Source organism: Limibacillus sp. MBR-115 (assembly GCF_040549425.1).
GTDB classification, from domain to species: Bacteria; Pseudomonadota; Alphaproteobacteria; order Kiloniellales; family CECT-8803; genus Limibacillus; species Limibacillus halophilus.
Genome location: NZ_JBEPTJ010000001.1, coordinates 677,531 through 703,239 on the forward strand (window position 1 = coordinate 677,531; position 25,709 = coordinate 703,239).

At 59.7% G+C, this 25,709-nt stretch carries 24 protein-coding genes; 8 read left to right on the top strand and 16 right to left on the bottom strand.

Annotation, left to right across the window (positions count from 1 at the left end; all coding sequences use genetic code 11):
• Positions 1-14: 14 nt before the first annotated feature.
• Entirely contained in the window at positions 15-1,307 is a 1,293-nt protein-coding gene (purD, locus tag ABIE63_RS03215; RefSeq protein ID WP_354502729.1) for a phosphoribosylamine--glycine ligase, read from the top strand.
• Here the strand turns inward: purD and ABIE63_RS03220 are convergent.
• Genes ABIE63_RS03220 through ABIE63_RS03230 form a run of 3 tightly spaced genes read right to left on the bottom strand, consistent with a single transcriptional unit; the run spans position 1,304 to position 3,532 of the window.
• Positions 1,304-2,173 (bottom strand): DUF4743 domain-containing protein, encoded by an 870-nt coding sequence (locus ABIE63_RS03220; protein ID WP_354502731.1) that lies wholly within the window; start codon positions 2,171-2,173, stop codon positions 1,304-1,306. The two genes, purD and ABIE63_RS03220, sit on opposite strands and share 4 nt — an antisense overlap.
• 36 nt (positions 2,174-2,209) lie before the next feature.
• Entirely contained in the window at positions 2,210-3,151 is a 942-nt protein-coding gene (locus ABIE63_RS03225) for an AEC family transporter (protein ID WP_354502733.1), read from the bottom strand.
• 57 nt (positions 3,152-3,208) lie between these two features.
• Complete coding sequence (locus ABIE63_RS03230) at positions 3,209-3,532, bottom strand: hypothetical protein (RefSeq protein WP_354502734.1); 324 nt, start codon at positions 3,530-3,532, stop codon at positions 3,209-3,211.
• Between the two features lie 212 nt (positions 3,533-3,744).
• On the opposite strand from ABIE63_RS03230, the gene ABIE63_RS03235 reads away from it, so the two are divergent.
• Both ABIE63_RS03235 and ABIE63_RS03240 read left to right on the top strand, forming a co-directional pair.
• Positions 3,745-4,107, top strand: coding sequence for a metalloregulator ArsR/SmtB family transcription factor (locus ABIE63_RS03235; protein WP_354502736.1), 363 nt, complete (start codon positions 3,745-3,747; stop codon positions 4,105-4,107).
• A gap of 230 nt (positions 4,108-4,337) precedes the next feature.
• Positions 4,338-5,636 carry a solute carrier family 23 protein gene (locus tag ABIE63_RS03240; RefSeq protein ID WP_354502737.1) on the top strand — a complete coding sequence of 433 codons (1,299 nt, stop codon included), beginning with the start codon at positions 4,338-4,340 and terminating at the stop codon, positions 5,634-5,636.
• Positions 5,637-5,721: 85 nt separating this feature from the next.
• On the opposite strand, the gene ABIE63_RS03245 is transcribed toward ABIE63_RS03240, so the two are convergent.
• The gene (locus tag ABIE63_RS03245) at positions 5,722-6,687 is read right to left on the bottom strand and encodes an amino acid ABC transporter permease (RefSeq protein WP_354502739.1); all 966 of its coding nucleotides are present in this window, start codon (positions 6,685-6,687) and stop codon (positions 5,722-5,724) included.
• A 100-nt stretch (positions 6,688-6,787) separates the two neighbouring features.
• Positions 6,788-7,621, bottom strand: a complete 834-nt coding sequence (locus ABIE63_RS03250) for an ABC transporter substrate-binding protein (protein WP_354502741.1) — start codon at positions 7,619-7,621, stop codon at positions 6,788-6,790.
• Positions 7,622-7,805: 184 nt separating this feature from the next.
• On the opposite strand from ABIE63_RS03250, the gene ABIE63_RS03255 reads away from it, so the two are divergent.
• Entirely contained in the window at positions 7,806-9,017 is a 1,212-nt protein-coding gene (locus ABIE63_RS03255) for a pyridoxal phosphate-dependent aminotransferase (protein WP_354502743.1), read from the top strand.
• On the opposite strand, the gene ABIE63_RS03260 is transcribed toward ABIE63_RS03255, so the two are convergent.
• Positions 9,009-9,641, bottom strand: coding sequence for a TetR family transcriptional regulator C-terminal domain-containing protein (locus tag ABIE63_RS03260; protein ID WP_354502745.1), 633 nt, complete (start codon positions 9,639-9,641; stop codon positions 9,009-9,011). The two genes, ABIE63_RS03255 and ABIE63_RS03260, sit on opposite strands and share 9 nt — an antisense overlap.
• 89 nt (positions 9,642-9,730) lie before the next feature.
• Between ABIE63_RS03260 and ABIE63_RS03265 the strand changes: the two genes are divergently transcribed.
• Entirely contained in the window at positions 9,731-10,864 is a 1,134-nt protein-coding gene (locus ABIE63_RS03265) for a trimethyllysine dioxygenase (RefSeq protein ID WP_354502746.1), read from the top strand.
• 4 nt (positions 10,865-10,868) lie between these two features.
• Here the strand turns inward: ABIE63_RS03265 and ABIE63_RS03270 are convergent, their stop codons facing one another.
• From ABIE63_RS03270 to ABIE63_RS03300, 7 genes are read right to left on the bottom strand one after another with little or no spacing between them, the layout of a single operon-like run.
• On the bottom strand, positions 10,869-11,852 hold the full coding sequence (locus ABIE63_RS03270; protein WP_183417566.1) for an NADPH:quinone reductase: 984 nt from the start codon (positions 11,850-11,852) through the stop codon (positions 10,869-10,871).
• Positions 11,853-11,896: 44 nt separating this feature from the next.
• On the bottom strand, positions 11,897-12,682 hold the full coding sequence (locus tag ABIE63_RS03275) for a carnitinyl-CoA dehydratase (protein ID WP_354502748.1): 786 nt from the start codon (positions 12,680-12,682) through the stop codon (positions 11,897-11,899).
• Positions 12,675-14,765, bottom strand: a complete 2,091-nt coding sequence (locus ABIE63_RS03280; protein WP_354502750.1) for an acetate--CoA ligase family protein — start codon at positions 14,763-14,765, stop codon at positions 12,675-12,677. Before ABIE63_RS03280 ends, ABIE63_RS03275 begins: the two co-directional genes overlap by 8 nt.
• Before the next feature lie 9 nt (positions 14,766-14,774).
• A complete protein-coding gene (locus ABIE63_RS03285; protein WP_354502752.1) occupies positions 14,775-15,935 on the bottom strand; it encodes an acyl-CoA dehydrogenase family protein in 1,161 nt (386 codons plus the stop codon).
• A 29-nt stretch (positions 15,936-15,964) separates the two neighbouring features.
• Positions 15,965-16,720: an SDR family oxidoreductase gene (locus tag ABIE63_RS03290; RefSeq protein ID WP_354502754.1), complete on the bottom strand. Its 756-nt coding sequence runs from the start codon at positions 16,718-16,720 to the stop codon at positions 15,965-15,967.
• Between the two features lie 19 nt (positions 16,721-16,739).
• The gene (locus ABIE63_RS03295) at positions 16,740-17,729 is read right to left on the bottom strand and encodes a 3-hydroxyacyl-CoA dehydrogenase NAD-binding domain-containing protein (protein ID WP_354502756.1); all 990 of its coding nucleotides are present in this window, start codon (positions 17,727-17,729) and stop codon (positions 16,740-16,742) included.
• Positions 17,730-17,746: 17 nt separating this feature from the next.
• Entirely contained in the window at positions 17,747-18,643 is an 897-nt protein-coding gene (locus tag ABIE63_RS03300; RefSeq protein ID WP_183417571.1) for a 3-keto-5-aminohexanoate cleavage protein, read from the bottom strand.
• A gap of 120 nt (positions 18,644-18,763) precedes the next feature.
• On the opposite strand from ABIE63_RS03300, the gene ABIE63_RS03305 reads away from it, so the two are divergent.
• Positions 18,764-19,786 (top strand): GlxA family transcriptional regulator, encoded by a 1,023-nt coding sequence (locus ABIE63_RS03305; RefSeq protein ID WP_354502758.1) that lies wholly within the window; start codon positions 18,764-18,766, stop codon positions 19,784-19,786.
• On the opposite strand, the gene ABIE63_RS03310 is transcribed toward ABIE63_RS03305, so the two are convergent.
• Positions 19,761-20,360, bottom strand: a complete 600-nt coding sequence (locus ABIE63_RS03310; protein WP_354502760.1) for a carbonic anhydrase — start codon at positions 20,358-20,360, stop codon at positions 19,761-19,763. The two genes, ABIE63_RS03305 and ABIE63_RS03310, sit on opposite strands and share 26 nt — an antisense overlap.
• 190 nt (positions 20,361-20,550) lie before the next feature.
• On the opposite strand from ABIE63_RS03310, the gene ABIE63_RS03315 reads away from it, so the two are divergent.
• Positions 20,551-20,778, top strand: a complete 228-nt coding sequence (locus tag ABIE63_RS03315; RefSeq protein WP_183417574.1) for a hypothetical protein — start codon at positions 20,551-20,553, stop codon at positions 20,776-20,778.
• Between the two features lie 63 nt (positions 20,779-20,841).
• On the opposite strand, the gene ABIE63_RS03320 is transcribed toward ABIE63_RS03315, so the two are convergent.
• A complete protein-coding gene (locus tag ABIE63_RS03320; RefSeq protein WP_354502761.1) occupies positions 20,842-22,257 on the bottom strand; it encodes a mannose-1-phosphate guanylyltransferase/mannose-6-phosphate isomerase in 1,416 nt (471 codons plus the stop codon).
• On the bottom strand, positions 22,257-23,291 hold the full coding sequence (gene gmd / locus ABIE63_RS03325) for a GDP-mannose 4,6-dehydratase (protein ID WP_183417576.1): 1,035 nt from the start codon (positions 23,289-23,291) through the stop codon (positions 22,257-22,259). Before gmd ends, ABIE63_RS03320 begins: the two co-directional genes overlap by 1 nt.
• A 240-nt stretch (positions 23,292-23,531) precedes the next feature.
• On the opposite strand from gmd, the gene ABIE63_RS03330 reads away from it, so the two are divergent.
• Positions 23,532-25,703 carry a malate synthase G gene (locus ABIE63_RS03330; RefSeq protein WP_354502763.1) on the top strand — a complete coding sequence of 724 codons (2,172 nt, stop codon included), beginning with the start codon at positions 23,532-23,534 and terminating at the stop codon, positions 25,701-25,703.
• Positions 25,704-25,709 lie beyond the last annotated feature (6 nt).

Consider the following 25,709-nt stretch of genomic DNA (forward strand, 5'->3'; position numbering starts at 1 on the left):
CGAGGAAGCAAGCAATGAGAATTCTGGTCGTCGGCGGCGGTGGACGCGAACATGCACTTTGCTGGGCGCTTGAAAACTCGCCACTGGTGCAAGAATTGATCTGCGCGCCCGGCAATGCAGGTATTGCTCGCCATGCCGAATGCGTTCCCGTCAACGCCGAAGACGTGGAAGCCCTGACTGCGCTTGCCCGCGACCGCAAGGTCGATTTCGTCGTGGTTGGCCCGGAGGTTGCCTTGTGCAAAGGCCTGACCGATAGCCTGAAAGCCGCAGGCATCAAGTCCTTTGGACCCAGCGCGGCTGCGGCGCAACTCGAGGGGTCCAAGGGCTTCATGAAGGATATCTGCCGTGAATTCGGGATACCCACGGCAAAGTACGGCCGTTTCAGCGATCTTGAGAAAGCTCTGGCCTTCGTGCGCGCGCAGGGGGCGCCGATCGTGATCAAGGCCGACGGATTGGCGGCCGGTAAGGGCGTTGTCGTTGCCCAAACACTCGAAGAAGCCGAAACCGCGACCCGTGCAATCCTCAGCGAGGAGGCCTTCGGTAAAGCGGGTGCAGAAGTCGTGATCGAGGCGTTCATGGAAGGTGAGGAGGTCAGCTTCTTTGTCCTTGTGGACGGTGAAGCGGCGCTACCACTTGCCTCCGCCCAGGACCACAAGCGCGCGTTCGATGGCGACGAAGGGCCCAACACCGGCGGCATGGGGGCCTACTCCCCAGCACCGGCCCTGACGCCGGCCCTCGCCGACCAAGTGATGCGCGAGATTATTCGCCCCACGATTGACGGCATGAAAGCCCGCGGCTGCCCTTACAAGGGTGTGCTCTATGCGGGCCTGATGCTGACGGACGAAGGACCGAAGCTGGTGGAATACAACGTTCGATTCGGTGATCCGGAATGCCAGGTGTTGATGCTGCGCCTGAAAAGCGACTTGCTTCCCGCCTTGATGGCCTGTAGCGACGGCCTACTGCGAAACGTCGATCTGCGATGGCACGACAACGCAGCCTTGACTGTGGTCATGGCCGCAAAAGGCTATCCCGGCGGTTATGAGAAAGGCAGCGTCATATCCGGGCTCGATGCGCTTCAGGATGACCCCGATCTAGTGGTTTTCCATGCGGGCACCAAAGCCGGGACCAATGGCGCAGTCCTCGCGAACGGCGGGCGAGTGCTGAATGTCACCGCATTGGGTTCCAGTATCGGCGCGGCGCAAAAGCGCGCTTATGATGCGGTCGATCGCATTGATTGGACCGAAGGCTTCTGCCGCCGCGACATCGGCTGGCGAGCCATTGAACGCGAGGCAAAGATTGGGCGCTAGTCGAGAGGGCTGTGCAGCCCACTCAGAATGTCCAGGTAGTCAGGCCGCTCCGGATCAAGCGCACCGTGCCGGATGAAGAAGTCGATCAGAACCAAGTTGACGTTGAATTTGAAGGCGTCGGTTTCCTCCACACAACGCATAACTTTCGCCAATGGCCAGAGCTCAAAGTACTGCATCTCGCCGTCGCGCGGGTGTGGCTCCATGCCCGCCGACAATTCCAGGTCGTAGACAAAAAGCACGTCGTCACGAATCTGGTTCTCCCAATAGGTAAGGTAGTTCAGCGCGCCTACAGGTTTGGCCCGACCCGCAATCTCCGGGCTCAAGGAGGCCTCTTCCCCGGCTTCCTTGATCAGGTTTTCCCGCAACGATAGGTCGTAGGGCTGACCTCCGGCGACCAAGTGATCGAGCTTGCCGGGCGCCACGGCTTTATCCAGAGCGCGTTTGCCAACCCAAAGGGATAGCCGCGATTTGTCCCGCACGAAACCGTTCAAGTGGACGCCGAACGAGCGAATACCAAAAGAAGCCACGGCCCCGCGATCCATTAACATCACGGGCGCGTCTCCCCAGCGGCGAACAACGGGATAGAGTTCCCCGCGACGGCGGAAGTTGTGCCCGGCCTGCGCACCCGCTTTTTCAACCAAGGCGTCCAAGGATTCATCGAAAGCCTTCGTACGCTCAACCGCCGTTGGTAGCTCCGCACCAAAAACAACAGCGCCCTGCGTCAAGGCAAAGGGTGGTCCGAATCCTTCCAGGACAGCCGCAAAAGCCTGTGTCACCCAGCCAAACCGCTGTCCGGCGATGAAAAGCGGCATAAACCGCTCGGCGGGCCATCTGTTGCAGATCTGAATGTGGTGGAGGAAAGACATGTGAAATGCGTCGGTCCCTGTTACGGCAAAGGATCCTCACGTCGGCTTGCCAAGTAACAGCAAAACCAGTGTGACGGTTATGATAGCAGCCGTGCTGGTCAGCAGCACGACGCTGCCGGCACGGCGATGCCATGCGCCGTAGCGCTCGGCAAAGATATAGGCGTTCACGCCGGTCGGCATGGCTGCCAGCAAGACCGCAACAGCGGTCCAAAGAGGCGGTAGCTCAAAGATCCAAGCCGCCGCTACCCAGACGATCAACGGGTGGATGATCAATTTGATGAAGCTGACCGTGATCGAGTCCATCAGATTACCGGCCAAGCGATACTGCCGGAGCGCCGCCCCGGTGCTAAAGAGCGCGCAAGGAATCACCGCCTGCGCAAGCAAGTCCAGGAAACGGTCGGCGGCGGCAGGCAGCCCCCAGCCCGTCTCACCCCAGAAAATACCGATGACCAGCGCTAGGATGAGCGGATTTCCAAGAATACCCTTCAAGCTCTGGATCAGCGTGGACAGAAGTCCGCCGCCACCTGCGCGGACCAACTCAAGGGCGACGGTCACTGTCGAGAAATAGAGAATTCCATGGAACGCCAGAAGCAGGAAGAAAGGCTGTGCCGCGGCATCGCCGAAGGCTGTCAGCACCAGCGGAATCCCGAACATGACCGAGTTTGAGAAGCAGCCGGTCATACCGGCGATGACGGATTCCATCGCGCCTTGCCGGAACACCGCTTTCCCCACAAACCAAGTCAACAGCGCCACCGCCAGACTGCTCCCGTAGTAAGCGACCAGAAAATCGAAGGGTAGGTCGCCGGGCAGCGGCGAGCGAGCCATGGCGCGAAACAAAAGTGCGGGTGCGGCGAAGTTGAACACGAATGTCGCCAGCGTCTGAGCGGCACCTTCCTTCAACCAGCCGAAATGTGCGGCGATATATCCCAGTAAAGCGAGGCCGAAAACCGGCGCAGCGATATTGAAAACGATTTCCATGCGGGCGAACACCAACCTCGATCACGCGCCGCAAGTCGCTGCGCCTTGGTCATTTCTTCAGGATTTAACCGCAGTCAGCACCGTCTCCACACCCCAAATCTGGCGCAGGCACCGCGCGATATAATCTCCTTTGTCAGGTTCCAGTCCTTGGACCTGCAGGTCAATGGTCAGTTTCTCCCCGCGTGGCCCGGCGCGGTCGCTGTGCCAGCGGTCCGGTACGATATTGCGCTTGGCAAACAGTTCCAAAACACGCGGCATCACACCCGGGTCGGCGTGAGCAAGCAACGAGAAGCAAAAGGTTGAAGGTCGAAGAGCCGGGGGAAATCCCGGCTTGGGTTTATTAGCGGTCTCGGCGACCGCATGTAGTTCTGTACCCAACATGACGTTGAAACTCCGAAGCATGGTTCCAGGCAGACAAACAGCTAAATCCCGGTCGCCCGCAGGGCGCCGGGTCGCTAATTCGCAGCCCGCTTCGTTGTTTCGGCATCAATTCCATAAGTTCAGCTTACGCAATGACTTAAGAGTGGTCAAGTATACCAGACATGTCCTCCAGCCCCCTTGCTCATTTGTCAGGGACCTAGTAACCATCGGCTATGGACAGCATCACAATAAATAGCAAGCGCGAGATTGGCGCCGAGGATCAACCCGCGACCCTGCATGAGCAGATGCGGTCCAATGCGCGCATGGCGAGTCGATTCCTTAAGGCCGTCAGCCACGAAAACCGCTTGTTGATACTCTGCTTGCTGGCCGAAGGCGAAAAAGCGGTGACGGAGCTTGAACGGACGCTCGGCATGCGTCAGCCCGCAGTCTCGCAGCAGCTGGCTCGCCTGCGCAGCGACAATCTGGTGCGGGCTAGGCGCGATGGCAAGGCCATCTATTACTCTATCGCCAGCGAGGAAGCACGGCAGCTTCTGACCCTCCTCCACAGCCTTTATTGCGGCAAGTCTGAGTCGTAGCGTCTGCCCGTTCCAACGAGAACGCCCGGCAAAGACTCCTTTTACTTCTCAGAATCGATAAGGCGTTCTATTAAGACCTGTCATTGAAGGCTGCCTGCCTTTTTGGAGTCTGGGTCAGACGAGCAATCCGGGGGACTGCTTTTCATCTTGCCTGAACCCAATACGACCCAGCACCAAGCGTGACCCGGTGTCAAAAACGATGGGCGGCCGATACAGGGGAGTAATCCGTCATGTCAGATATCCAGTCTATCGATGTAGGCCAACGGCCAACCGGCGGCCTTTGGGCAATTCTGAGCCTGCAGCATCTCTTTGCGATGTTCGGCGCAACCGTTTTGGTTCCCATTCTAACCGGGCTGCCGCCTGAGGTGGCTCTTGTCAGCAGTGGTCTTGGAACCTTGATTTATCTCCTTTGCACCGGTGGGCTGGTGCCGGGTTATCTGGGCTCCTCCTTCGCCTTTATCGGTCCCATCGTCGCCGGTGCGGCGCTTGCGGGAACCAGCGGCGCGCTGTTTGGCGCGTTTTGTGCCGGTGGCGTTTATCTGCTCGTTGCCGCCCTGGTGCGCGGATTTGGGGTGGGCTGGTTGATGCGGCTCCTGCCGCCGGTCGTCGTTGGGCCGATCATCATGGTCATTGGCTTAGGGCTGGCGTCGATCGCTGTGGGCATGGCTCAGGGCACCATCGCCGGGGGACCTTACAACCTGACCAATTTTCTCGTGGCTTTGGTCACCCTGGGCGCGATCCTGTTTTTCTCTCTGGTGCTGAAGGGCTTTTTCAGCGTCATCCCCATTATTCTGGGTATCGGCATTGGCTATATCGTTGCCTTGATCGCGGGCCTCGTGGATTTCACGCCGGTTGCCGAAGCTCCCTTGTTCCGCGTTCCCGGCTTCGTCAGCTTCCTCGGCGGGTTCGGCGAAGGCGGGATTCCCTGGGGTGTCCTGCCCATCCTGGTGCCGGTCGCGCTCGTCACCATTGCCGAGCACATCGGAGACACGGTCGTGCTTAGCCGTGTCGTCGGGCGTAACTATCTCAAGACACCGGGTCTTCACCGGACCCTGTTGGGCGACGGCCTGGCAACCATGGCAGCGGCCGTGATCGGCGGTCCTCCAAACACCACTTACGGCGAGAATATCGGCGTTTTGGCGATCACCCGCGTCTATTCCGTCTGGGTTATCGGTGGCGCCGCGGTCCTGGCCATTCTCCTGGGTTTCCTCGGCACGGTGGCGGCCTTCCTCGGATCGATTCCGACGGCGGTCATGGGCGGCGTTTCCATTGCCCTGTTCGGCGTCATCGCCTCCTCGGGTATCCGTACCTTGATCGAGGGCAAGGTCGATTTCGGAGAGCGCCGCAACCTGCTCGTTGCATCCGTCATTCTGGTCATCGGAATTGGTGGCGCGACCTTGCAGATCAGCGATCAGTTCACAATCTCTTCGATGGCGCTTGCCGCTATCGTGGGCGTGGCGCTGCATGCGCTGCTGCCTGACCGGCATCTGGGCGGTGACACTGAAACGGTCCTGGGCGGCCATGGCTGAGCACCGGTAAGCTAACCAACGGCAAAGGGCCGATGCGCTGGCTCGCGTATCGGCCCTTTTTTTGTTTCGAACTATCGGAACCTTCTCAGCGCCGGTCGCCCTTACCGTAATGAGCTTCGATCCGTGCTTGAACCATTTCAAAGCAGATCGACATGGCCCAGTATACGAGCGATGCGGTGATGAGCATTTCCAGGTGCTTGAACTCTGCCCGGCCTTGCGTTTTGGCAAGAAACGTCAGCTCCCAAACGCCGACAACCGAAACCAAGGAGGAATCCTTCAGCATGGCGATGAACTGATTGCCCGTCGGCGGCACTATCAACTTCATGGCTTGAGGCAGCACGATCTTACGCATGATCACCACATGCTTCAGCCCCAGTGCCGAGGCAGCCTCGTATTGGCCCTGGGCGACGCCGATGATTCCGGCCCTGAATATCTCCGCCATGTAGGCGCCGTAGCAAAGCGAGAGCGCCGCGATTCCCGCCGGTACGGGATCCACGACAAAACCCATCTGCGGCAGCCCGATATAGATCAGGTAGATCTGCATCAGTAACGGCAGGCCGCGAAAAAAGGAGATGTAGAAGGACGATATGCCGTAGGCGATTGGATTTTTCGACAGCTTGGCCAGCGCCGCAACCAACGCAATGACGCAGGCAATGGCGATTGAGACAAGCGAGATATAGATCGTCGTGAAGGCGCCCTGCGTGATCAGGAAGCCGACCTTTTTGCCGATAAAACTGTAGCTAAGGTCGAAGGAATAGAAAAAGGCCATGAAGAGGACAAACAGTTGCCCCCAAACGAGCGGTAAGCGCACGCGCTTTGGCAGCAAACCGACAATGATAGCATCGAGCCAGATTAAGGCCGTGACCACCAGCCCACAGGCAAAGCGCCCCCATAAACCACTATCGCCCGGCTCGCCAATGGCCGGGCGGAGGAATTCGCCGATCATGGTGTCGCGGAGATCGACCAGCGCAAAGAGACTGACACCGAACCAATAGCCGATCCAACGGCGCGCCAGCGGCCTCTCGAATAAAGTAAAGACGGAATCCATCATGATACGGCCGCCAACGCTGGGCAGGCGGCAACGCCTTGCCGAGCCCCATAGCCCGGCAAGGACGCTGCACCCTGCGTTCGGTTCTTGATCACACCACCTGTCACTTTACGGTGGTGTAGTCGACGCCGTACCACTTCTCGGAAAGAGCCGCCAACGTGCCATCGTCATGCATCGCTTGAACGGCCTCTGCGATCTTGGCGTTGAATTCGTCGTCGCCTTTATCGGTCGCGACGGCCAACGGCTCGTAGAAGCCCGGTTCACCGACGACCCGCAGGGGATAGTTGTTCTTGATGGCTTCCATGATCGTCGGCAGAGCCGACATCACTGCGTCCAAACGAGTGCCGTCACCAAGACGGAGATCGTCGAAGGCATTGGTATCGGTCTCATACGACCGGATTTCTCCAGCATCTACATCATAGGTGAACTCTGGTGTGCCGACGGCATCAATAACCAGGTTCTTGTTCAAATAAGCCTCGTAGGTGCAACCGCCGCATACACCGATCGTCTTGCCATTGAGATCGGCCAGCGATTGCGCGCTGCTGTCTTTATGCACGGCGAATGCCGCCGGTACGTAGTAGTAGATCGCAGGGAAGTCGAGCACCTCGGCGCGCTGGGTCGTTGGCGTCATCGAGCCGACCGACATGTCCCAGCGGCCCTGCCAGTTTCCGGCAGTGATCACCTCCCAGGCAGGCGTGATGATCTTCAGCTCCACGCCCAACCGCTTTGCGATCTCGCGGCCCACGTCGACGTCAAAGCCATCCATTTCGTTATTATCGTTCAGGAAAGATTGCGGCGGATAGGCCGGATCGGAAGACATGACAAGTTGCTTTTCGGCCATTACCCGGTCCAGCGTAGCGCCGGCAAAAGCCACAATTGGTGTCAAAACAATCCCTGCTGCAAACAGACTCGCTGATATGAATCCTGTAACTTTCATTACTTCATCTCCCTATCGTTGTCTCTTTTCGATGGTAAGACTGAACACAATCGCTTGTGGCGAAATTCAGCTCCACAGTTGCCCTAATCATGGAGTAAGTTCGCGAAGATCGCGCGAGCTTTTTTCCCAAGCAGCCGTTAGATTAAACTTCTTGATCATTCGTACAACAAGAAAACGGTAGACCATGTCACTTGCAAAGAGCGCCCGGCAAGGTACGGACCAAAGCCGATTCTCGTCCGTCGTTGAACAGATATCCGGCGAGGGCGCGCGTGCCTGGGAGATTCATTTTGTAGCCTCACAGCGCTTCGCGGCCGGGCAGGACATCTTGCGTTTGACGATTGGTGATCACGATTTCGACGCTCCAACGGCAGCGATTGAGGCAACCGTGGCTGCGCTTCGGTCCGGTCGCCACCACTATACCCGTGCGGGCGGCGAGTTACCCTTGCGTGATGCTGTCGCACAGTGGCAGTCCAAATTGAATGGCCAACGCCTGTCACAGGAAAACGTCGTTGTTCTGCCCGGCGCCCAATCGGCACTTTACACGGGCGCGCGCTGCCTGTTCCAAGCGGGTGACAGCATCATCGTTCCCGACCCAATGTACGCCACTTATGAAGCAACGCTCCGCGCGAGCGGCGCCGAGGTGCGGCGCGTCCCGCTACACCCTGAGAACGGGTGGCGGTTGGATCCGCAAGATGTTGCGCACGCGATCGACAACAGTGTTCGCGGGATCGTTCTGACGTCGCCCCACAACCCAACCGGCGCGCTGATCGACGCGGAAAGCCTTGATGCCATCGCTCAACTCGCGCGTGATCATAACCTCTGGATCATAAGTGACGAGGTTTACGCGGCGATGGTCTACGAGGGTGCGCACCGGTCGATTGCAACTTTGCCTGGCATGTCGGACCGCACGTTGGTTCTGGGTTCGCTTTCCAAATCCCACGCCATGCCCGGTTGGCGTATTGGCTGGGGGGCGGGTCCGGCAGACCTGATCGAACACATGATTCAGCTTTCAAGCTGCATGTTCTTCGGCCAACCGCCCTTTGCCCAAGACGGCGCGCTAGAGGCCATCGAAAGCAGCGCTGATACCGCCGTGTGGATACGCGACCTCTATAGGGAGCGCCGGGACCGGTTTTGCGATCAGGTGGCGAAGATTCCCCAACTGTCCTTTCAACGGCCTGCGGCTGGCATGTTCGTGATGCTGGACGTTCGCCAAACCGGTGTTTCAGCGAAAGATTTCGCCTGGGGCCTTTTGGATACAGAAGGATTGGCCCTGATGCCAGGAGAAGGATTTGGCGACATGGGCAAAGGTCACCTTCGGGTCAGCCTGTCGGTCGATACCGATACCATCGATGATGCCGTGGCACGGTTGGCCCGCTATACTGGAAAGTTAGCCTGAACGGGTTCCCGTATCGGGGAACCCCCACAGCCGCCCGATCCAATTAAGCACCGTCTGGCAGCCTTCGTCGGCGGAAAACACCTCGGGGTCAAGACACCATTCCAGCCAAAGGCCGTCGAGCATTGCAGAAAGACTGATCGCCGTCAGCCGGGTGTCGAGTGTAACGCCGCGCTTTTCCGCCGCCGCGCCGAGCAGCCCCTCCAACCGCTCGCGATAGGCTGCATAAACCTCCCGATGCATACCGAAAACCCGCGTATCCGTCCTGACGAGGCTCCAAAAACCGATCCAGACCGCCAACAGGTCGCTGTCCAGAATGGGCGGTTCGAAACTCGCCTTCACGAATGCCGTCAGACGCGCGTCCGGATCCGGGCCTGCGGCGACCAACGCGGCGTCCAGTGTCCTGTCGACAGTTTCTCCAATCTGCCAGTAGGTCTGCGCTATCAGGTCTTCCTTGCCCGCGAAATGATGATTGACGAGGCCGGGAGAAACCTCCGCACGCAGCGAGATTTCTCGCACCGACGTGCCCGCCACGCCCAACTCCGCAAGGCATCTCGCAGTTGCCTCGATCAACTTGCGGCGACGCTCTTCCGGCAAATCGCGGCTGTATTTCGGTTGTCTTTGCACCAGAGCCCCTATTCCTCTTGCTTTATTTATTGTACACTCGTACAACAAGGATATCAATCAGCGCGTCACTATCCCGTGAGGAGCCCGACATGGGAAGCCTTATCCGTTCAGCAGCACTAGATGCGTCCCTCTGCAATGTCACCTGGAGCGACGGTCATACGACCGCCTTCCCGGCCCTCTGGTTGCGCGACCATTGTGGCTGCCCAGATTGCCTGCATCCGGAAACGCATCAGCGGTTAGTGGATACCTTCTCGCTACCGGACGATCTGATGCCCCAGGATCCGCAGGTGGCGGACAATGGACGGGCCTTGATCCTAACTTGGTCGCCGGAGCGCCACAGCAGTCGGTACGAGGCGGACCTGTTGCGGCGTCTGGCTGATGGCAAAGAACCGACCGATCCCGTGGCAAAGACCCTTTGGGACGCCGCGACGCTTGCCGAGGAAGGCCTTGGTGAAGTACCGGCGGAAGGCTTTTTATCCGACGATGACCTGTTGGCCGAGGCGCTGACCAAGCTGGACCGGCGCGGCTTTCTGTTCGTGGAAGGTCTCGATCCAACGCCCGAGGCAACTCAGGCCGTGGCCCGTCGCATCTCCTACATTCGGGAAACGATTTTTGGCGGCTTTTGGGATTTCACCGCCAATATGGAACACAAGGACACAGCGTACACGACCCTGGAGATCGGGCCGCACACGGACGGAACCTACAGCTTCGACGGTCCCGGCTATCAGATGTTCCATTGCCTCGCATTTGAGGGAACCGGCGGCGAAAGCCTGCTGGTCGATGGCTTCCGCGTCGCCCGGGAAATCCAGGAGCGCGCGCCCGACCTCTATCGGGTCCTCGGCGAAATTGCCGTACCGGGCCAATACCTGGATCACGAGCGCGGCGTCCATCTGCTGGCCAAACGACCGGTGTTGCGCCACGATTCGGACGGCGCGCTAATCCAAGTCAGCTATAACAATCACGACCGTGCCGCTTTCCTGCCGGACCGGGAGCGACTGGAAGCCTTTTACGAAGGGCTCCGCCTGTTCCATCGCCTAGCCAACGACCCGGCTTTCCAGATGATCGAGCGCCTGGCCCCCGGCCGCATGTTGATTTTCGACAATTGGCGCACGCTGCACGGCCGCAAGGCCTACCAGGGCAAACGCCGGCTGGCTGGTGCTTACATCAACAAGGAAGACGTTGAGAGCCGCCTGCGCGTGCTACAGCTCAAAGGCGCTGTCTAACGATCTATAGCGTCACGACGACGCTGCCGAGCTTGCCGGCACTCTCAACCAGTTCGTGGGCTTTAGCGCAATCATCCAACGTGAAGGTACGAGCGACCGCGTGGGTCAAGCGACCGTCCAACAACCATCGGGTCAGGTCCTCGATCCCCTGGCGGCGGGCGGCTGGTGTCAGGCGGTAGACAAGCACGATCCGCAAGGTCACGTCCTTGAACAGGAAGTCGGCGAAGGGGAAGGTCGGGTTCATATTGGCGGCCGAGCCATAGGCCGCGATCACACCGTTGGGAGCGATGACCTTTGCCGTCGTCTCCAGGTTCGCCCCGAACTCCAACTCGACGATGCGCTCCACGCCGCGACCATTGGTGATATCCATGACGGCGGTGGCGACGTCCTCGTCCCGGTAGTTGAGGATATGGTCGGCCCCGGCGCTGCGGGCGTGAGCCGCCTTCTCCGGTCCGCTGACCGTCGTGATGACCTGGGCACCACCCAGCTTGGCCATTTGGATGGCATAGCGCGCCACGCTGCCCGCGCCACCCGTGACCAATACCGTTTGACCTTCGACCGGCCCATCGGCAAACACCGTACGTTGGGCGGTCAAGGCAGGAATGCCGAAGCAGGCGCCCGCCTCGAACGCTGTATTGTCCGGCAGCGGAACAGCCTGGATCGCAGGCAGCGCGATATATTCGGCCGCCGTGCCGAAGGGGCGCTGCCACTGGCCGTTCCAAATCCACACCCGTTGTCCGATCCTGGCGCCATCGACTCCGCGCCCGACCGCCTCTATGACGCCGGCGCCGTCGCTATGCGGCACTATGCGCGGAAAAGGCATACCACCGGGTCGCGCGCCCGAGCGCAGCTTAACGTCGGAAGGATTGACGCCGGAGGCCCTAAGGCGCACCAGAACCTCGCCATCCCTGGGCTTCGGCGTCTCAAGTTCAGCGACCGTCAATACGCTGGCTGCCGAACCCTGGCTATCGTAAAAAGCCGCTTTCATGCTCCTGCCTCTCCCTTACCGGCCTACCCACAAAGACGCCAGCTCTATTGCCCCTTCCATTCGGGCCCCCGCTTGGCAGCGAAGGCCTTGGCGCCCTCCAACTGATCAGCACTGTTGTAGAGCCTCTGGACGGTGGCAAGCTTACCGCCGTTTATCAAGTCCATGGTCTCCTGGAAGGTGCGATTCTCCGCTGTGCGGGCCACCTCCTTGATGGCCGCAAAAACAAGCTGCGGCCCCGCGGCCAGTAAATCGGCGACTTCTCTTGCGCGCGGCATCAGTTGGTCATGCGGTACAATTTCGTTCACCACGCCCCAGTGCTTGGCTTCCTCGACCTCCATCCAACGGCCCACCAAGAGCAATTCCATGGCCACGTGGTAGGGCATGCGTTTGGGAAGTTTAACGGTCGCTGCATCGGCCAAGGTTCCAGCCTTAATCTCCGGCAGCGCAAAACGGGCCTGATCGGACGCCAGGATAATATCGCAGGACAAGGCCAGCTCGAAGCCGCCACCGACCGCCATGCCGTTGACCGCGGCGATAACCGGCTTGTTGAGGCCTGGCAGCTCCTGCAGCCCGCCAAAGCCTCCAACCCCATAATCGCTGTCGGGCCGCACGCCCTCGGCCGCCGCCTTCAGATCCCAGCCCGCACTGAAGAAACGCCCGGTGCCGCCCGTTACGATGGCGACATGCAGTGACGGGTCATCGCGAAACCCAGCAAAGATATCCCCCATGGCACGGCTGGTCTCGTTGTCGATGGCGTTGGCCTTTGGCCGGTCCAACGTAACCTCGAACACCGCGCCCCGGCGGTCCACCTTGATGGCTTCCTTACCCATTCTTCTCTCCCTTCACAATCCGCATGAATGCATCCACCGCGACCACGCCCTTGCCCTGCGGCCGGACGATGACGGGATTGACGTCCAGTTCGATCAAGCGTCCCGCCTCGGACAAGGCAAACCGCTGGATCGCCTCAACAGCAGCGATCAGCGCCGCCCGGTCCCCCGGAGGCTTGCCGCGATAACCCGCCAATAGCTGCGCCACCTTCAAGCGAGACAGGCCTTCTTCAATCTCGGCCCGGCTGGCAGGCAGGGGCAGCAGCACCGAATCCGCGATCAACTCCACCAGAACACCACCGGACCCCAACAGCAAATAAGGACCAATCACAGGATCGCGCTGGCAGCCAACGATGACTTCGGCCAAGCCGTCGCCGATCATTTCCTCTACCAACAGTCCACTGCCCATGGGCAGCAACTCCTCGGCCGCGTGGGCCACGCTATCGGCATCCGCCAGGCCCAAACGCACCGCCCCTAGTTCGCTCTTGTGCGCCAACCCCTCGCCCACCGCCTTCAACACCACCGGAAAACCCAGCGACTCAGCGATCACCATGGCTTCGGCGGCGTTCGCCGCAAGACCGCCTCGCGGTAGAGTGAGCCCGGCTGCTCGCAGGCGCTGCTTGGCCGCCCATTCGCTCATGGACACGGCCTCACCTTTCATCAGAGGCGGGATGGTAACAGGTTCAGGCCAATCCCGACGCCAGGCATCGCCGATGGCAGCGGCGACCTCGGCGGCGGTCAAGGCCTCCTCGATACCCCCGAAGGGGATCATCCCGCGAGCCAAGATATCCTCGGCCCTGGCTTCCGGTAAATTTTCGGGAAGGGAGGCGACAACAGCGCAACGCCCGCCCGTCCGTCGCGATGCAGCCTCCAGTGCTCTTAGCGTGATATCCCAATCGTGGGTCTCGCAACGATCGGCCCGCGGAAAGTCCAGGATCAAGAAACTGAGATCGAAACCGCAGCCCAGCATGGCTGCGAAGGTTTCGGTCATGCGCGTCTCATCGGCCCAGATGAAGGTGTGGTAATCCAGCGGATTGGAGACGTGCACCAGATCGCTCAGGGTATCTTTGACCCGTTGGCGCTGCGCCAGGTCCAAGCTTCGAAACCGCAATTTGCGGCTATCAATGGCATCGGCAATGAGCGAAGCCTCGCCGCCTGAACAACTCATCGAAGCGAGGTCGCGGCCCGTCAAGGGACCGCCCTGATGCAACAGCTTCAAGGTTTCCAGGAACGCGGGCACGTTGTGGACACGGCCGATACCCAAACGGCGAAGAAAGGCGTCAGCGACGGCATCAGCCCCCGCCAGCGAAGCCGTATGGCTGAAGGTCAGCGCCGCGGCCGCCTCCGAGCGCCCTACTTTCAGCGCAACCAGGGGCACTCCCCTGGCACGTGCTTTTGCGGCAAGCGTCACGAAAGCGGCGGCATCACCCAGTCCTTCTATATGCAGGCCGATGGCGCTGACGCGGGGGTCCTCCAGCAGGGCATCAGCCATCGCCGCCAAACCAACCTTTGCCTGATTGCCCATGGCGACGAGGAAGGCTATCGGCAGGCCGCGCTGGTTCATGGTCAAGTTGATGGCCATGTTGCCGCTTTGAGTCAGAATGGCCACGCCCCGCTCCCGGCGCTGGCCGCCATGCTGATCAGGCCAGAGTAAAGCCCCCTCCAGGTAGTTTATCAGGCCATAGCAGTTGGGGCCCAGGATCGGCATGTCGCCGGACGCCTCGACCAGTGCGGCCTGAAGGTCTTCGCCCGCCCCGCCGGTTTCGCGAAATCCGGAGGCGTAGCAGATGGCTCCCCCTGCGCCCATGGCGGCTAGTTCACGCACCACGTCGATGGAAAGCTCCCGCCTGACCGCCACGAAGGCAGCATCGGGAACTTCGGGCAGATCGGCCAAAGTTCTGAAGCAAGGCACACCCTCGACTTTCTCGTGGCGTGGATGCACCGGATAAATCAGTCCGCTATAGCCCATGCGGCGGCACTGACGTATGACTTCGGCGGCTTCACGCCCGCCGATCACGGCAATGGAGCGAGGGTGCAAAAGGCGTTGAAAACCGCTCAACTTAGTATCGGCGGGCCGTTCGTCCATGGCGACTCCTCAAGCCCCCTTGGGCCGCAGCAATTCCCGGCTAATGATATGGCGTTGAATCTCGCTGGTGCCGTCCCAGATACGTTCGACCCTGGCATCCCGCCAGAAGCGCTCGATGGGCAGTTCATCCATCAAGCCCATGCCGCCGAAAATCTGTAGCGTCTCATCGGTCACTTTCGCCAAGGTTTCCGATGCAAAGACCTTGGCCTGAGCAATCTCGCGATTGGCATCCAACCCCTGGTCCAGCCGCCAGGCGGCAGCCAGTGTCAACCAGTCCGCCGCATCGATCGACGTAACCATGTCGGCCAACTTGAAGGACACGCCCTGGAACTTGCCGATTGGCTGGCCGAACTGCTTGCGCTCGGCAGCCCAATCGACCGCCATATCGAAACATCGCCGCGCCCGCCCGACCGACATCGCGGCAACGGTGATCCGCGTCGCATAGAGCCACGAATTCATGACGGCAAAGCCGCCGTCCAGTTCACCAAGAATTTGACTGGCAGGAAGCCGGCAATCATCGAACGAGAGAATGCTGTTATGATAGCCCCGATGCGAGACCGAGTTGTATCCCTTGCGGATTTCGAAGCCCGGCGTACCTCGGTCGACCAGGAAGCAGGTGATTTTCTTTTTCGGGCCGCGTGCGGTTTCCTCCTCGCCGGTCGCCACGAAAACGATCACAAAATCAGCGATATCCGCGTGGCTGATAAAATGTTTGGTTCCGTTGATTACGAAGTCATCGCCGTCGGCCCGCGCAAAGCATTTCATGCCGCGTACATCAGACCCCGCGTCCGGCTCGGTCATCGCCAGGGCGTCGATCCGTTCGCCGCGCACGCTGGGTAATAAATAGCGCTCGCGTTGTTCGTCGTTGCAGGCGCACAGGATGTTCGACGGGCGGCCCCACCAAACCGAAAGCGCCATGGAGGCGCGGCCCAATTCACGCTCAAGCAAGGCAAAAGTCAGATGATCCAACCCGCCGCCGCCGTAGGCCTCCGGGATGTTGGGCGCATAGAACCCCATCTCCATCACCTTGCGCTGGATCTCACGGCCAATCTCCGGTGCGCAGATGCCGCTGCGCTCCACTTCCGCTTCCAGAGGATAAAGCTCTTTCTCGACGAAGCTGCGAACGGTGTCGACCACCATCTCCTGTTCCTGGGTCAAACCGAAATGCATCGCTTGGCTCCTTCCCGTCCCGATGGGGACTACTTGGATTCCGTGTTACCGTCCACCGCCAGGGCTTGTCCCGACACAGCGCTACCCAGGGGAGATGCCAGATACAACACCATACCAGCCACCTCCTCCGGGCGAATGAACCGCCGCAGCGACGAGTCCTTGGTGTAGCGGGCGCGCACCGTCTCCTCGCTGTCGCCGGTCGCCTTTGCCTCGGCGGCGATCACGCGGTCCATACGTTCTCCTTCAACCGAACCGGGGCAGATGGCATTAACCCGAATGCCATGCGGGCCCAGTTCGCTGGCCATGGTCTTGGTCAGGCCGATCACGCCCCATTTAGCCGTGGCGTAGGGGCTGCGCCGCGCAAAACCAAAGAGCCCGGCCGTTGAGGAAAAGTTTACAATCAAACCGCTGCCCTGCGCCTTCATCGCCGGAATGACCGCGCGACTGCAAAGGAAACTGCCGTCCAAGGTCACCGCAAGACAGGCACGCCAATCCGCTAGCGATAGCTCTTCAAGACGACCGGTCGGTCCGGCGATTCCGGCGGTGTTGACCAGAATGTCGACCCCACCCAGCGTCTCCTGCGCCTGGGCCATGAAGGCCGTGACCTGAGGTTCATCCGTAACGTCCGCCCGATAAGCAGGGACGTCCGGGTGATCGGCTTTGAAGCGCGTCAAGGTCTCTGGCGACGCGTCGCAGACCGCCACCGAATCACCTTCGCCCAGGAAGCTTTCAGCCAAAACCTTCCCGATTCCGCCGGCGCCTGCCGTGATGATGACCTTGCGCATCGTCTTAACCCCCGGATCGTTATGTCTTGTCGCCACGAAGCTGCGCCCGGTACTGCCTCAGAACCGCGCCCGCGCCCCAGTCCTTGGGCTCCAGTGCCTGCATGATCGCCACCAAATTTTCGTCGCGGATGCGCTCGAGTTCTCGAAAGGATCGACCGCCGGCTTGTGCGTCGGTTTGCTCGGCGATGCGTTCGATAAGCTCCTCCGTCATCTCAGGCACGTCCATCAACTTTGTCCAGGGCCATTTCAGGGCCGGTCCGAACTGCGCCATGAAATGGCGCATGCCAGCCTCGCCGCCCGCGATATTGAAGACTTGGAAGGTACCCATCTGCGCCCAGCGCAGGCCGCATCCATACCGGATGGCGTCATCGATCTCCTCGGCAGAGGCTATGCCGTCCTTGACCAACCACAGGGCCTCACGCCACAGCGCCTCCATCAAGCGGTCAGCGATAAAGGCCTCGATCTCACGCCGTACATGCAGCGGTTTCATCCCCAAAGACACATAGAGGGTCTTGGCGCGCTCGATCGCTTCCGGGGCGGTCTTTTCACCGCCGACAAGCTCAACCAACGGCAAGAGGTAAACCGGATTGAATGGATGTGCGACCAGCAGACGTTCGGGGTGCTTCATCTTTGCCTGGAGTTCCGTCGGCAAGAGGCCGGAGGTGGATGAACAGATCAACGCATCCTCCGGCGCGAGAGCGTCCACCTCGGCAAAGAGGTTCTGCTTCAATTCAAGGCGCTCCGGTGCGGACTCCTGAATGAAGGCGGCGCCGCTGACCGCCTCGGCGAGATCGGCGGTGATCGTCAGACGCCCTTCATCGGGCCGCCCTTCCGGAATCAGGTCGGCGAAGGCGCGTCGTGCGTTCGTCATGACTTCGCCCACTTTGCGTGCGGCCTGTGGGTCCGGATCGAAGAGAACAACATCGATCCCGTTCAACAGCAGGCGCGCCGCCCAGCCGCCGCCGATAACGCCGCCGCCAAGGAGGGCTGCCTTGCCAATCACTGACATGATCTCGGTTCCTTCCCTTACCCGCGTTTCTTGAGCTTGAGTTTCTCGCGCACGGCGTCCGGCCCGAGAAGCTTGACGTTCATGCCGTCAAGGATATGAACCGCACGCTCGACAAGCTGTGCGTTGGTCGCCAACACGCCTCGATCAAGGTAAATGTTGTCCTCCAATCCAACCCGAACATTGCCACCGGCCAACATCGCCATGGCAACGTAAGGAAGTTGATTGCGGCCGATGGAAAAGGCCGAGAAAACCGCATCCCTCGGCAGGCGATTAACCAGTGCCATCAACGTCCCTGGATCGTCCGGCGCGCCGTAAGGAATACCCATGCAGAGTTGAACCATGATGGGGTCGTCGAGTACGCCGTCCTTGATCATATCGTGGACCATGACCAAGTGGCCGAAATCAAAGACCTCCAGTTCCGGCCGCACGCCCAGCTCTTGGACCCGGCGCGCCATAGCATTCAAGGCGGCGGGCGGATTGCACATGATGTAATTGCCACCCGCGGCAAAATTCATGGATCCGCAATCCAGCGTACAGATCTCCGGCAATAGCTGTTCCACATGAGCCAAGCGCTCCAACGGTCCAGCGATATCGGTGCCGCTTTCATCCAGCGGCAGAGGTTGCTCCCCCTCGCCGAAAACCAAGTCGCCGCCCATGCCAGCCGTCAGATTCAACACAACATCGACATCGCTGGAGCGGATGCGATCCACGACTTCCTTGAAGAGCTTCGGGTCACGAGACCCACGCCCGGTTTCCGGATCGCGCACATGAATGTGCACTATGGCGGCGCCCGCCTTGGCAGCCTCGATTGCACTGTCGGCGATTTCCTTGGGTGTCACAGGCACCTTGTCACTCTTGCCGACCGTATCTCCGGCGCCGGTGACCGCGCAGGTTATGAAAACTTCCCGGTTCATCACTATCTCCCTTCGTAGATCTGCCTTGCCGTTTTCCCGCAGGCTTGCTGGACGAGGCGCTTGTGGCCGCAATCAAAACCTGAGATGAAGAAGCTTGTTTTGCAGATTCGGACAAGATTAATGCAAAAACCGCCACATACGCATTTCTTCCGACCGCTCGCCGCCGACCAGCGCCAGCGTGTGGGCCTATTGCTGGTGCCGTCATTCTCGCACATGACACTGGCGGGAATCATGGATCCATTGCGCGCAGCCAACAGGCAGGCAGGCCGAGCGCTATACGAGACCTGTCTGATCTCCACGGATGGCAAGCCGGTAAGGAGCACAAGTGGCTTTGAGATCGCCGTCGACGCGAGCCTTGGCGAGCGCCTGGAACTGGATCAATTGTTCGTGGTTTCAAGCTATGAGGTGGATAAGTTCTGCAAGCCAGCGGTCCTGCGTGACCTTCGTCGCATCGCGGCCAGCGGCCTGCCTATCGGCGGCATGGAATCCGGTGTCTTCGTTCTGGCGCGCGCCGGTCTGCTCGACGGGTATCGCGCAACGGCTCACTGGGAGGATCTGGACCATTTCGCAACCGAGTTTCCACGGGTCGCGACAGTCGGTGACCGTTATGTGGTCGACCGCAACAGAGCCTCCACAAGCGGCGCTATTCCTACCTTGGATTTCGCAATCCATCTGCTTCGCCAACAACAGGGCTTTGCCCTGGCATTGGAAGTCGCAAGCACCTTCATCTACGAGCAGGAATCGTCGCCGCGCGACGCGCAACGCATGCTATCGCTGGGCCGTCTGAAATGGGCCGAGCCGCATTTGGCAGCCGCCATCGACCTGATGGAGCAAAATCTGGAACAACCATTGTCGTTGATGAAGCTGGCATCCCGCATCGGCGTCAGCGAACGGACATTGCAGCGCGATTTTCATCGGGTCATGGGGACCTCGCCTGCCCGCTTCTACCAGTGGATCAGACTCAACGCCGCTCGCCGCCTGCTTTTGCAAACCGACCTGCCCATGACGGATGTCGCCGCAGCCTGCGGATTCGAGGATCGCTCCGCATTCTCCCGCGCCTTTCGCACAAGATTCGATAGCGCGCCTTCTGTCCTGCGCGGCGAAGATCGCAAGCCGCCTAGCGGTTCGGTCCGAAGAGGCTGATATCCAGGTCGCGAATCAACCCGTCCTTCAGACCATAGATCCAACCATGAATGTTCACCTTCTGCCCGGCGCGCCAGGCTGCCCTGATAACCGGCGATTCGGCCAGATTGAGCACTTGCTGGGCGACATTCAATTCACAAAGACGGTCGCGCCGCTCTTCCTCTTCCTGACAGGAATCCAGGTCGCTTTTGTTGCTGTCGATGATTGATTGGATCGGCGCCAGCCAATGTTCCGACAAACCGGTCGCATTCCCCTCCAGGGCCGCGCGTACCCCGGAACAGCCGTAGTGGCCACAAAGAATAATCTCGCTGGTTTTCAAGCCGTGAATGGCGAACTGCAAGACGGAGCTGCAGTTGAGGTCAACCGGGTGCACTTGGTTGGCGACATTGCGGTGAACGAAAATCTCACCTGGGTCCATGCCCACAATCTCGTTGGCAGGTACGCGGCTGTCACTGCATCCGATCCATAAGTACCTGGGGGTTTGTTGTCGGGACAGGCGGCGAAAGAAATCCGGATCGCGCTCGATTTTGCGAGCGGCCCAAACCTTATTGTTCTCCAACAATTTTTGCAGCATGACAAAGCACCTCCTGTCGTAGTCTATAGCAGGTTTCTACCGGATTCTCCCGCCGGTGCACGTAAAATTATGACGCAGTACGATCCGATCTGCGGCAATCGCCTAGAATTAAAGTTTTTTTTACTTTAGTCGGCAAAGATCAACAGGTCGCAACAAGGCGGCAACAGCGAACATACGGAGCATCAAGCGAATGCCGCAGGCATTACAGAAGAAAGAATCCTTTGCCGGGTCACACCCCTATGCCTGCCTGTTGGCAGCTTGTTTGACGGCGGGGACCATTCTGCTGCTACTCCTAAAAGGGTATTGGTATGCCTTGATCGGTACGCCCGTCGCCATCCTGATCGGACTTGTTGCTTATGGTAGCCTGCGTGTCACGGCTGTCATCAAGGACGAAGACTGGATGGGCGGAGAACACTGACGCGTCCTGCCCGCCTGATCACAGTGCAAGCAATCATTGTACCATCTGGCGAGGAGCCGGTACCTACTCCCGCCCATAGACATCATCGAATCGAACGATGTCGTCTTCACCCAGATAGCTGCCACTTTGAACTTCGATCAACTCCAGATCTCCCTTTCCCGGATTCTCCAGCCGGTGTTTCGCGCCGCGTGGAATATAGGTCGATTGGTTTTCCTCCAGGATAATCTCTCGATCCTCACAGGTCACCTTGGCGCAGCCCCGCACAACGATCCAGTGCTCGGCCCTGTGATGGTGCAGCTGCATCGAGGTTCCCTGCCCTGGCTTGATGACAATGCTCTTAACCTGAAATCGCTCTCCGGAATCCAGAGCATCAAAACTACCCCAAGGGCGATAGACCCGCCGATGAACCTGATGCCGCGTGCTGCCCTCGGCATCCAGTCTGGCCACGACCTTGCGAATTTCCTGCGCCCGCCCACGGTCGGCGACCAGAATCGAATCATCTGATTCGACGACTATCAGGTTCTCGACGCCGAAGACCGCCAGCAGGCTTTTCTCCGACCAAACCAGGGAATTTTTGCTTTCCAACGCAATCACGTCGCCCCGCCCGGCGTTCCCGTCCGCATCCTTGTCCAGCAATTGCCAGAGTGCATCCCACGAACCTATGTCAGTCCAGCCCGCATCAAGTTCGACCACCGCTCCCTTGTCGGTTCGTTCCATCACTAGGACATCGAAGGAGCCGGCAGGACAGGCCGTGAAAGGCTCGGACGCCAGCCGCAAAAAATCGAGGTCGCGCTCGGCGCCGTCCAAAGCAAACCGGCAGGCGGCCAGTATCTCGGGCGCCAGGTGCTCGAGTTCCGAAAGTAAGACCGAAGCCTTAAAGACGAACAGACCGCTGTTCCACAGAAACCCGCCTTGGGACAGCATGACGGCAGCCCGGTCTGCGTTCGGCTTTTCCACAAAATGGGCGATGCGATGACCTGGGCTCCCATTGATCTGCTCACCGGGCTTGATGTAACCATAGCCGGTTTCAGGGCGATCGGGAGTTACCCCGAAAGTAACAACAAAGCCGTCTTCCGCCAAGCTAACCGCCTGGCCGGTTGCCACTTCAAAGGCCTGCGAATTCATCACCACATGATCGGCCGGTGAAATGACCACAATCGGGTCGGCGCCATCCTTTGTAGCCGCCAAGGCAGCCAGGGTGATCGCCGGCGCAGTGTTTCGACCAACCGGCTCCAGAATTATCTTTGCAGACCCCGCCGGCAGCGTCCGAAGCTGCTCGGCAACGATGAAGCGATGCACCTCATTGCAAATCACAAGCGGTGGTGTAGACGCGACCGCAAACAAACGCTCCGCGGTTTGCTGCAACAGGGTTTGCCCGGACGTCAGCGAAAGGAACTGCTTTGGGTAGGCCTGACGCGACTGCGGCCACAAGCGCGTACCCGCACCACCGCTCAGAATGACCGGAAAGATCGGTGACATTACTGTGTGCGTCCCTGGCAGCGCTCCAGATCGCGAGTCACCATCATTCGGGCCAATTCCTCTAACGGCGTCTTGGCCTCCCACCCAAGAACCCGCTTGGCCTTTGAAGGATCGCCGATCAAGAGATCGACCTCCGCCGGGCGGTAAAACTTCTCGGCCACGCGCACGACACGATTGCCCGTGGCGGTATCGATACCGACTTCCTGCAATCCGCTACCGCGAAACTCCAGGGACATTCCTAACGCCTCGCTCGCCAGACGTACGAAATTGCGGACCGTCTCCGAACGCCCGGTCGCCAACACAAAGCTGTCCGGCTCGGCGGCAGTGAGCATCAGGCGCATCCCCTCGACAAACTCTCCCGCAAAGCCCCAATCGCGTTTCGCATCAAGGTTGCCCAACTCCAGGCATTCCTGCTGGCCCAGCCGAATACGTGCCAAGCCTTGCGTGATTTTGCGCGTGACGAACTCTTCGCCGCGCAATGGCGACTCGTGGTTGAAAAGGATACCGCTTGCCGCAAACAAGCCGTAGGACTCGCGATAGTTGACCGTGGCCCAATGGGCAAAAAGCTTAGATACCGCATAAGGGCTGCGGGGATGAAATGGCGTCGTTTCACTTTGAGGAACTTCCTGCACCTTGCCAAACAGTTCCGAGGATGAAGCCTGATAAAAGCGGATACCCGGATTGACGCTGCGAATCGCCTCCAGCAAATGAAGTGCGCCCAAGGCGTTGATCTGCGCCGTCGTAATGGGTTGGTCGAAGGAAACCGCCACAAAGCTCTGGGCAGCAAGGTTGTAGACCTCATCGGGTTCGCTGCGCTCGATTAAACGGATGCTGGACCCGGGGTCGGTAACATCGTGCTCGACAAGGCTGAGATTCGGATGGCAGTCAATCCCAAGTTCCTTCAAACGCCAGAAATTCGTGGAACTGGTGCGCCGGTGCGTGCCGAAAACCTTGTACCCACAGCCCAGAAGGTGTGCGGCCAGATAGGCTCCATCCTGGCCCGTGATCCCGGTAATCAGCGCAGTTCCTCGCACGAAGCTTCCTTCCCTCGCCGCCTTATTCCGGTCAGCGCCGTACCTGCTGCACTGCTCGACTTGACGCTCCCAACCCTTCTATTCTTGTGCCAAAGAAGCGCTTTCAAGGCAAACGCCTAATGGGTTTGGTGAGAAGACCAACAGCATTGCCGCTTTCAATTCGCGCACAAAACACTAAATTCTGCCGCAAACAAAACGAACACCCGATGTTTTTCTCTAGTTAGCAGGAGTGACCCTTCTATGGTCGAACGCCTCCCCGTCGGCGATTTACAGGTCGACAACGAACTCTACCACTTCATCAACCAGGAAGCTCTTCCGGGCACAGGCGTGGAACAAGCCGCCTTCTGGAGCGCGCTGGATGGGATTGTCCATGATCTCGCGCCTCGCAATCGTGAACTATTGAACAAGCGTGACAGCCTGCAAGCCGCCATCGACCAATGGCACCGGGAGCGCAAAGGCCAGCCCCACGATGCCGAGGCCTACAAGGCTTTTCTCTCGGAAATCGGCTACCTGCTGCCTGAAGGCGATAACTTCTCGGTAGAGACCGACAACGTGGATGACGAGATTGCCAAGATTGCCGGGCCGCAGCTCGTCGTACCGGTGATGAACGCCCGCTACGCACTCAACGCGGCCAACGCCCGCTGGGGCAGTCTCTACGATGCGCTATACGGCACGGACGCTATCCCCGACACTGATGGCGCGGTGCGCGGCAGCGCGTTCAATCCGAAGCGCGGCCAAAAAGTTATTGCATTCGCACGTGATTTCTTGGACCAACGCATGCCGCTGGCCAACGGATCGCACAAAGACGCCACTGCTTACCGCATCACTGACGGCAAGCTGACAGTCAGTCTTGCCGGCGGCGGCAACAGCGGCCTCAAGGACCCGAACCAGTTCGCCGGATTCCGCGGCGAGGCCGACGCACCGACCGCTATCTTGCTGGTTAACCACGGTCTGCACGTGGAAATTGTTATCGACCGCTCGCATTTTATCGGCAAGACCGACCCGGCGGGCGTTGCGGACCTGATCATGGAATCGGCCCTCACCACGATCATGGACTGCGAGGACTCGATCGCAGCCGTCGATGCGGCGGACAAGGTCGCGGTTTATCGCAACTGGCTAGGGCTGATGAAGGGCGACCTGACGGAAACCTTGGAGAAGAACGGCAAGACCATCGAGCGGCGCCTGAACGAAGACCGGTTGTACAAGTCCGCTAGCGGCGGCGAACTGCGGCTGCCTGGCCGAAGCCTGATGCTGGTTCGCAACGTGGGGCATCTGATGACCATCGGCGCTATTTTTGACAAGGACGGCAATGAGGTCCCGGAAGGCATCCTGGACAGCATGATGACGTCTCTAATCGCCTTGCATGATATCAGGGAGCGTCGCGCCAACAGCCGCGCCGGTTCGGTTTACATCGTAAAGCCGAAGATGCACGGCCCCGAGGAAGTCGCCTTCGCCAACGAACTGTTCGGACGCGTCGAACAGGCGCTCGGCATGGCGCCGTCGACATTAAAGATGGGCATCATGGACGAGGAACGGCGCACAACCGTCAACCTCAAGGAGTGCATCCGCGCCGCGAAAACCCGTGTCGTCTTCATCAATACCGGGTTCCTCGACCGGACGGGCGACGAAATCCACACGTCGATGGAAGCCGGTCCCGTCATCCGAAAGGGCGACATGAAATCAGCGGCCTGGATTTCGGCCTATGAGGACTGGAATGTGGATATCGGTCTGGCCTGCGGCCTGCAGGGTCGCGCACAGATCGGCAAGGGCATGTGGGCCATGCCGGATCGTATGGCTGACATGCTGGTTCAGAAGATCGGCCACCCGAAAGCCGGCGCCAACACCGCCTGGGTCCCGTCGCCCACGGCGGCCACGCTCCATGCGCTCCATTACCACGAGGTTTCCGTTGCCGAACGCCAGGAAAAGCTGAAATCACGTCAACGGGCCAAACTGGCCGACATCCTCACCATCCCCCTGGCCGACCGCCCAAACTGGTCGAGCGAAGAGATACAACAGGAGTTGGACAACAACGCCCAGGGAATCCTGGGGTACGTCGTGCGTTGGGTTGATGCCGGCGTTGGCTGTTCGAAGGTTCCCGACATCAACAATGTGGGCCTGATGGAGGACCGCGCGACGCTACGAATTTCCAGCCAGCACATCGCCAACTGGCTGCACCACGGAATCTGCAGCGAGGATCAGGTGATGGAAACCCTACGACGCATGGCTGCCGTCGTCGACGGTCAGAACGCGGGCGACCCGAGCTACCGGCCGATGGCCAAGGACTTCGCCGGCAGCGTCGCCTTTCAGGCAGCCTGTGATCTCGTCTTCAAGGGAACGGCGCAACCCAACGGCTACACCGAGCCGGTGCTTCATCGTCGCCGGATCGAAGCAAAGCGGAAATTCGCCAGCTAAGGGAAG

Coding starts and splice junctions, on each gene's coding strand:
- ABIE63_RS03290 (WP_354502754.1), bottom strand. CDS start 16,720: ATGCGCAAGGTCATCATCACGGCAGGCGCCGGCGGAATCGGGAAGGTT.
- ABIE63_RS03245 (WP_354502739.1), bottom strand. CDS start 6,687: ATGATGGATTCCGTCTTTACTTTATTCGAGAGGCCGCTGGCGCGCCGT.
- ABIE63_RS03295 (WP_354502756.1), bottom strand. CDS start 17,729: ATGTCAGTGATTGGCAAGGCAGCCCTCCTTGGCGGCGGCGTTATCGGC.
- ABIE63_RS03255 (WP_354502743.1), top strand. CDS start 7,806: ATGTCACTTGCAAAGAGCGCCCGGCAAGGTACGGACCAAAGCCGATTC.
- ABIE63_RS03305 (WP_354502758.1), top strand. CDS start 18,764: ATGCAAAAACCGCCACATACGCATTTCTTCCGACCGCTCGCCGCCGAC.
- purD (WP_354502729.1), top strand. CDS start 15: ATGAGAATTCTGGTCGTCGGCGGCGGTGGACGCGAACATGCACTTTGC.
- ABIE63_RS03225 (WP_354502733.1), bottom strand. CDS start 3,151: ATGGAAATCGTTTTCAATATCGCTGCGCCGGTTTTCGGCCTCGCTTTA.
- ABIE63_RS03315 (WP_183417574.1), top strand. CDS start 20,551: ATGCCGCAGGCATTACAGAAGAAAGAATCCTTTGCCGGGTCACACCCC.
- ABIE63_RS03330 (WP_354502763.1), top strand. CDS start 23,532: ATGGTCGAACGCCTCCCCGTCGGCGATTTACAGGTCGACAACGAACTC.
- ABIE63_RS03285 (WP_354502752.1), bottom strand. CDS start 15,935: ATGCATTTCGGTTTGACCCAGGAACAGGAGATGGTGGTCGACACCGTT.
- ABIE63_RS03300 (WP_183417571.1), bottom strand. CDS start 18,643: ATGAACCGGGAAGTTTTCATAACCTGCGCGGTCACCGGCGCCGGAGAT.
- ABIE63_RS03250 (WP_354502741.1), bottom strand. CDS start 7,621: ATGAAAGTTACAGGATTCATATCAGCGAGTCTGTTTGCAGCAGGGATT.
- ABIE63_RS03320 (WP_354502761.1), bottom strand. CDS start 22,257: ATGTCACCGATCTTTCCGGTCATTCTGAGCGGTGGTGCGGGTACGCGC.
- ABIE63_RS03230 (WP_354502734.1), bottom strand. CDS start 3,532: ATGTTGGGTACAGAACTACATGCGGTCGCCGAGACCGCTAATAAACCC.
- ABIE63_RS03310 (WP_354502760.1), bottom strand. CDS start 20,360: ATGCTGCAAAAATTGTTGGAGAACAATAAGGTTTGGGCCGCTCGCAAA.
- ABIE63_RS03220 (WP_354502731.1), bottom strand. CDS start 2,173: ATGTCTTTCCTCCACCACATTCAGATCTGCAACAGATGGCCCGCCGAG.
- ABIE63_RS03265 (WP_354502746.1), top strand. CDS start 9,731: ATGGGAAGCCTTATCCGTTCAGCAGCACTAGATGCGTCCCTCTGCAAT.
- ABIE63_RS03275 (WP_354502748.1), bottom strand. CDS start 12,682: ATGGGTAAGGAAGCCATCAAGGTGGACCGCCGGGGCGCGGTGTTCGAG.
- ABIE63_RS03235 (WP_354502736.1), top strand. CDS start 3,745: ATGGACAGCATCACAATAAATAGCAAGCGCGAGATTGGCGCCGAGGAT.
- ABIE63_RS03270 (WP_183417566.1), bottom strand. CDS start 11,852: ATGAAAGCGGCTTTTTACGATAGCCAGGGTTCGGCAGCCAGCGTATTG.
- ABIE63_RS03280 (WP_354502750.1), bottom strand. CDS start 14,765: ATGGACGAACGGCCCGCCGATACTAAGTTGAGCGGTTTTCAACGCCTT.
- ABIE63_RS03240 (WP_354502737.1), top strand. CDS start 4,338: ATGTCAGATATCCAGTCTATCGATGTAGGCCAACGGCCAACCGGCGGC.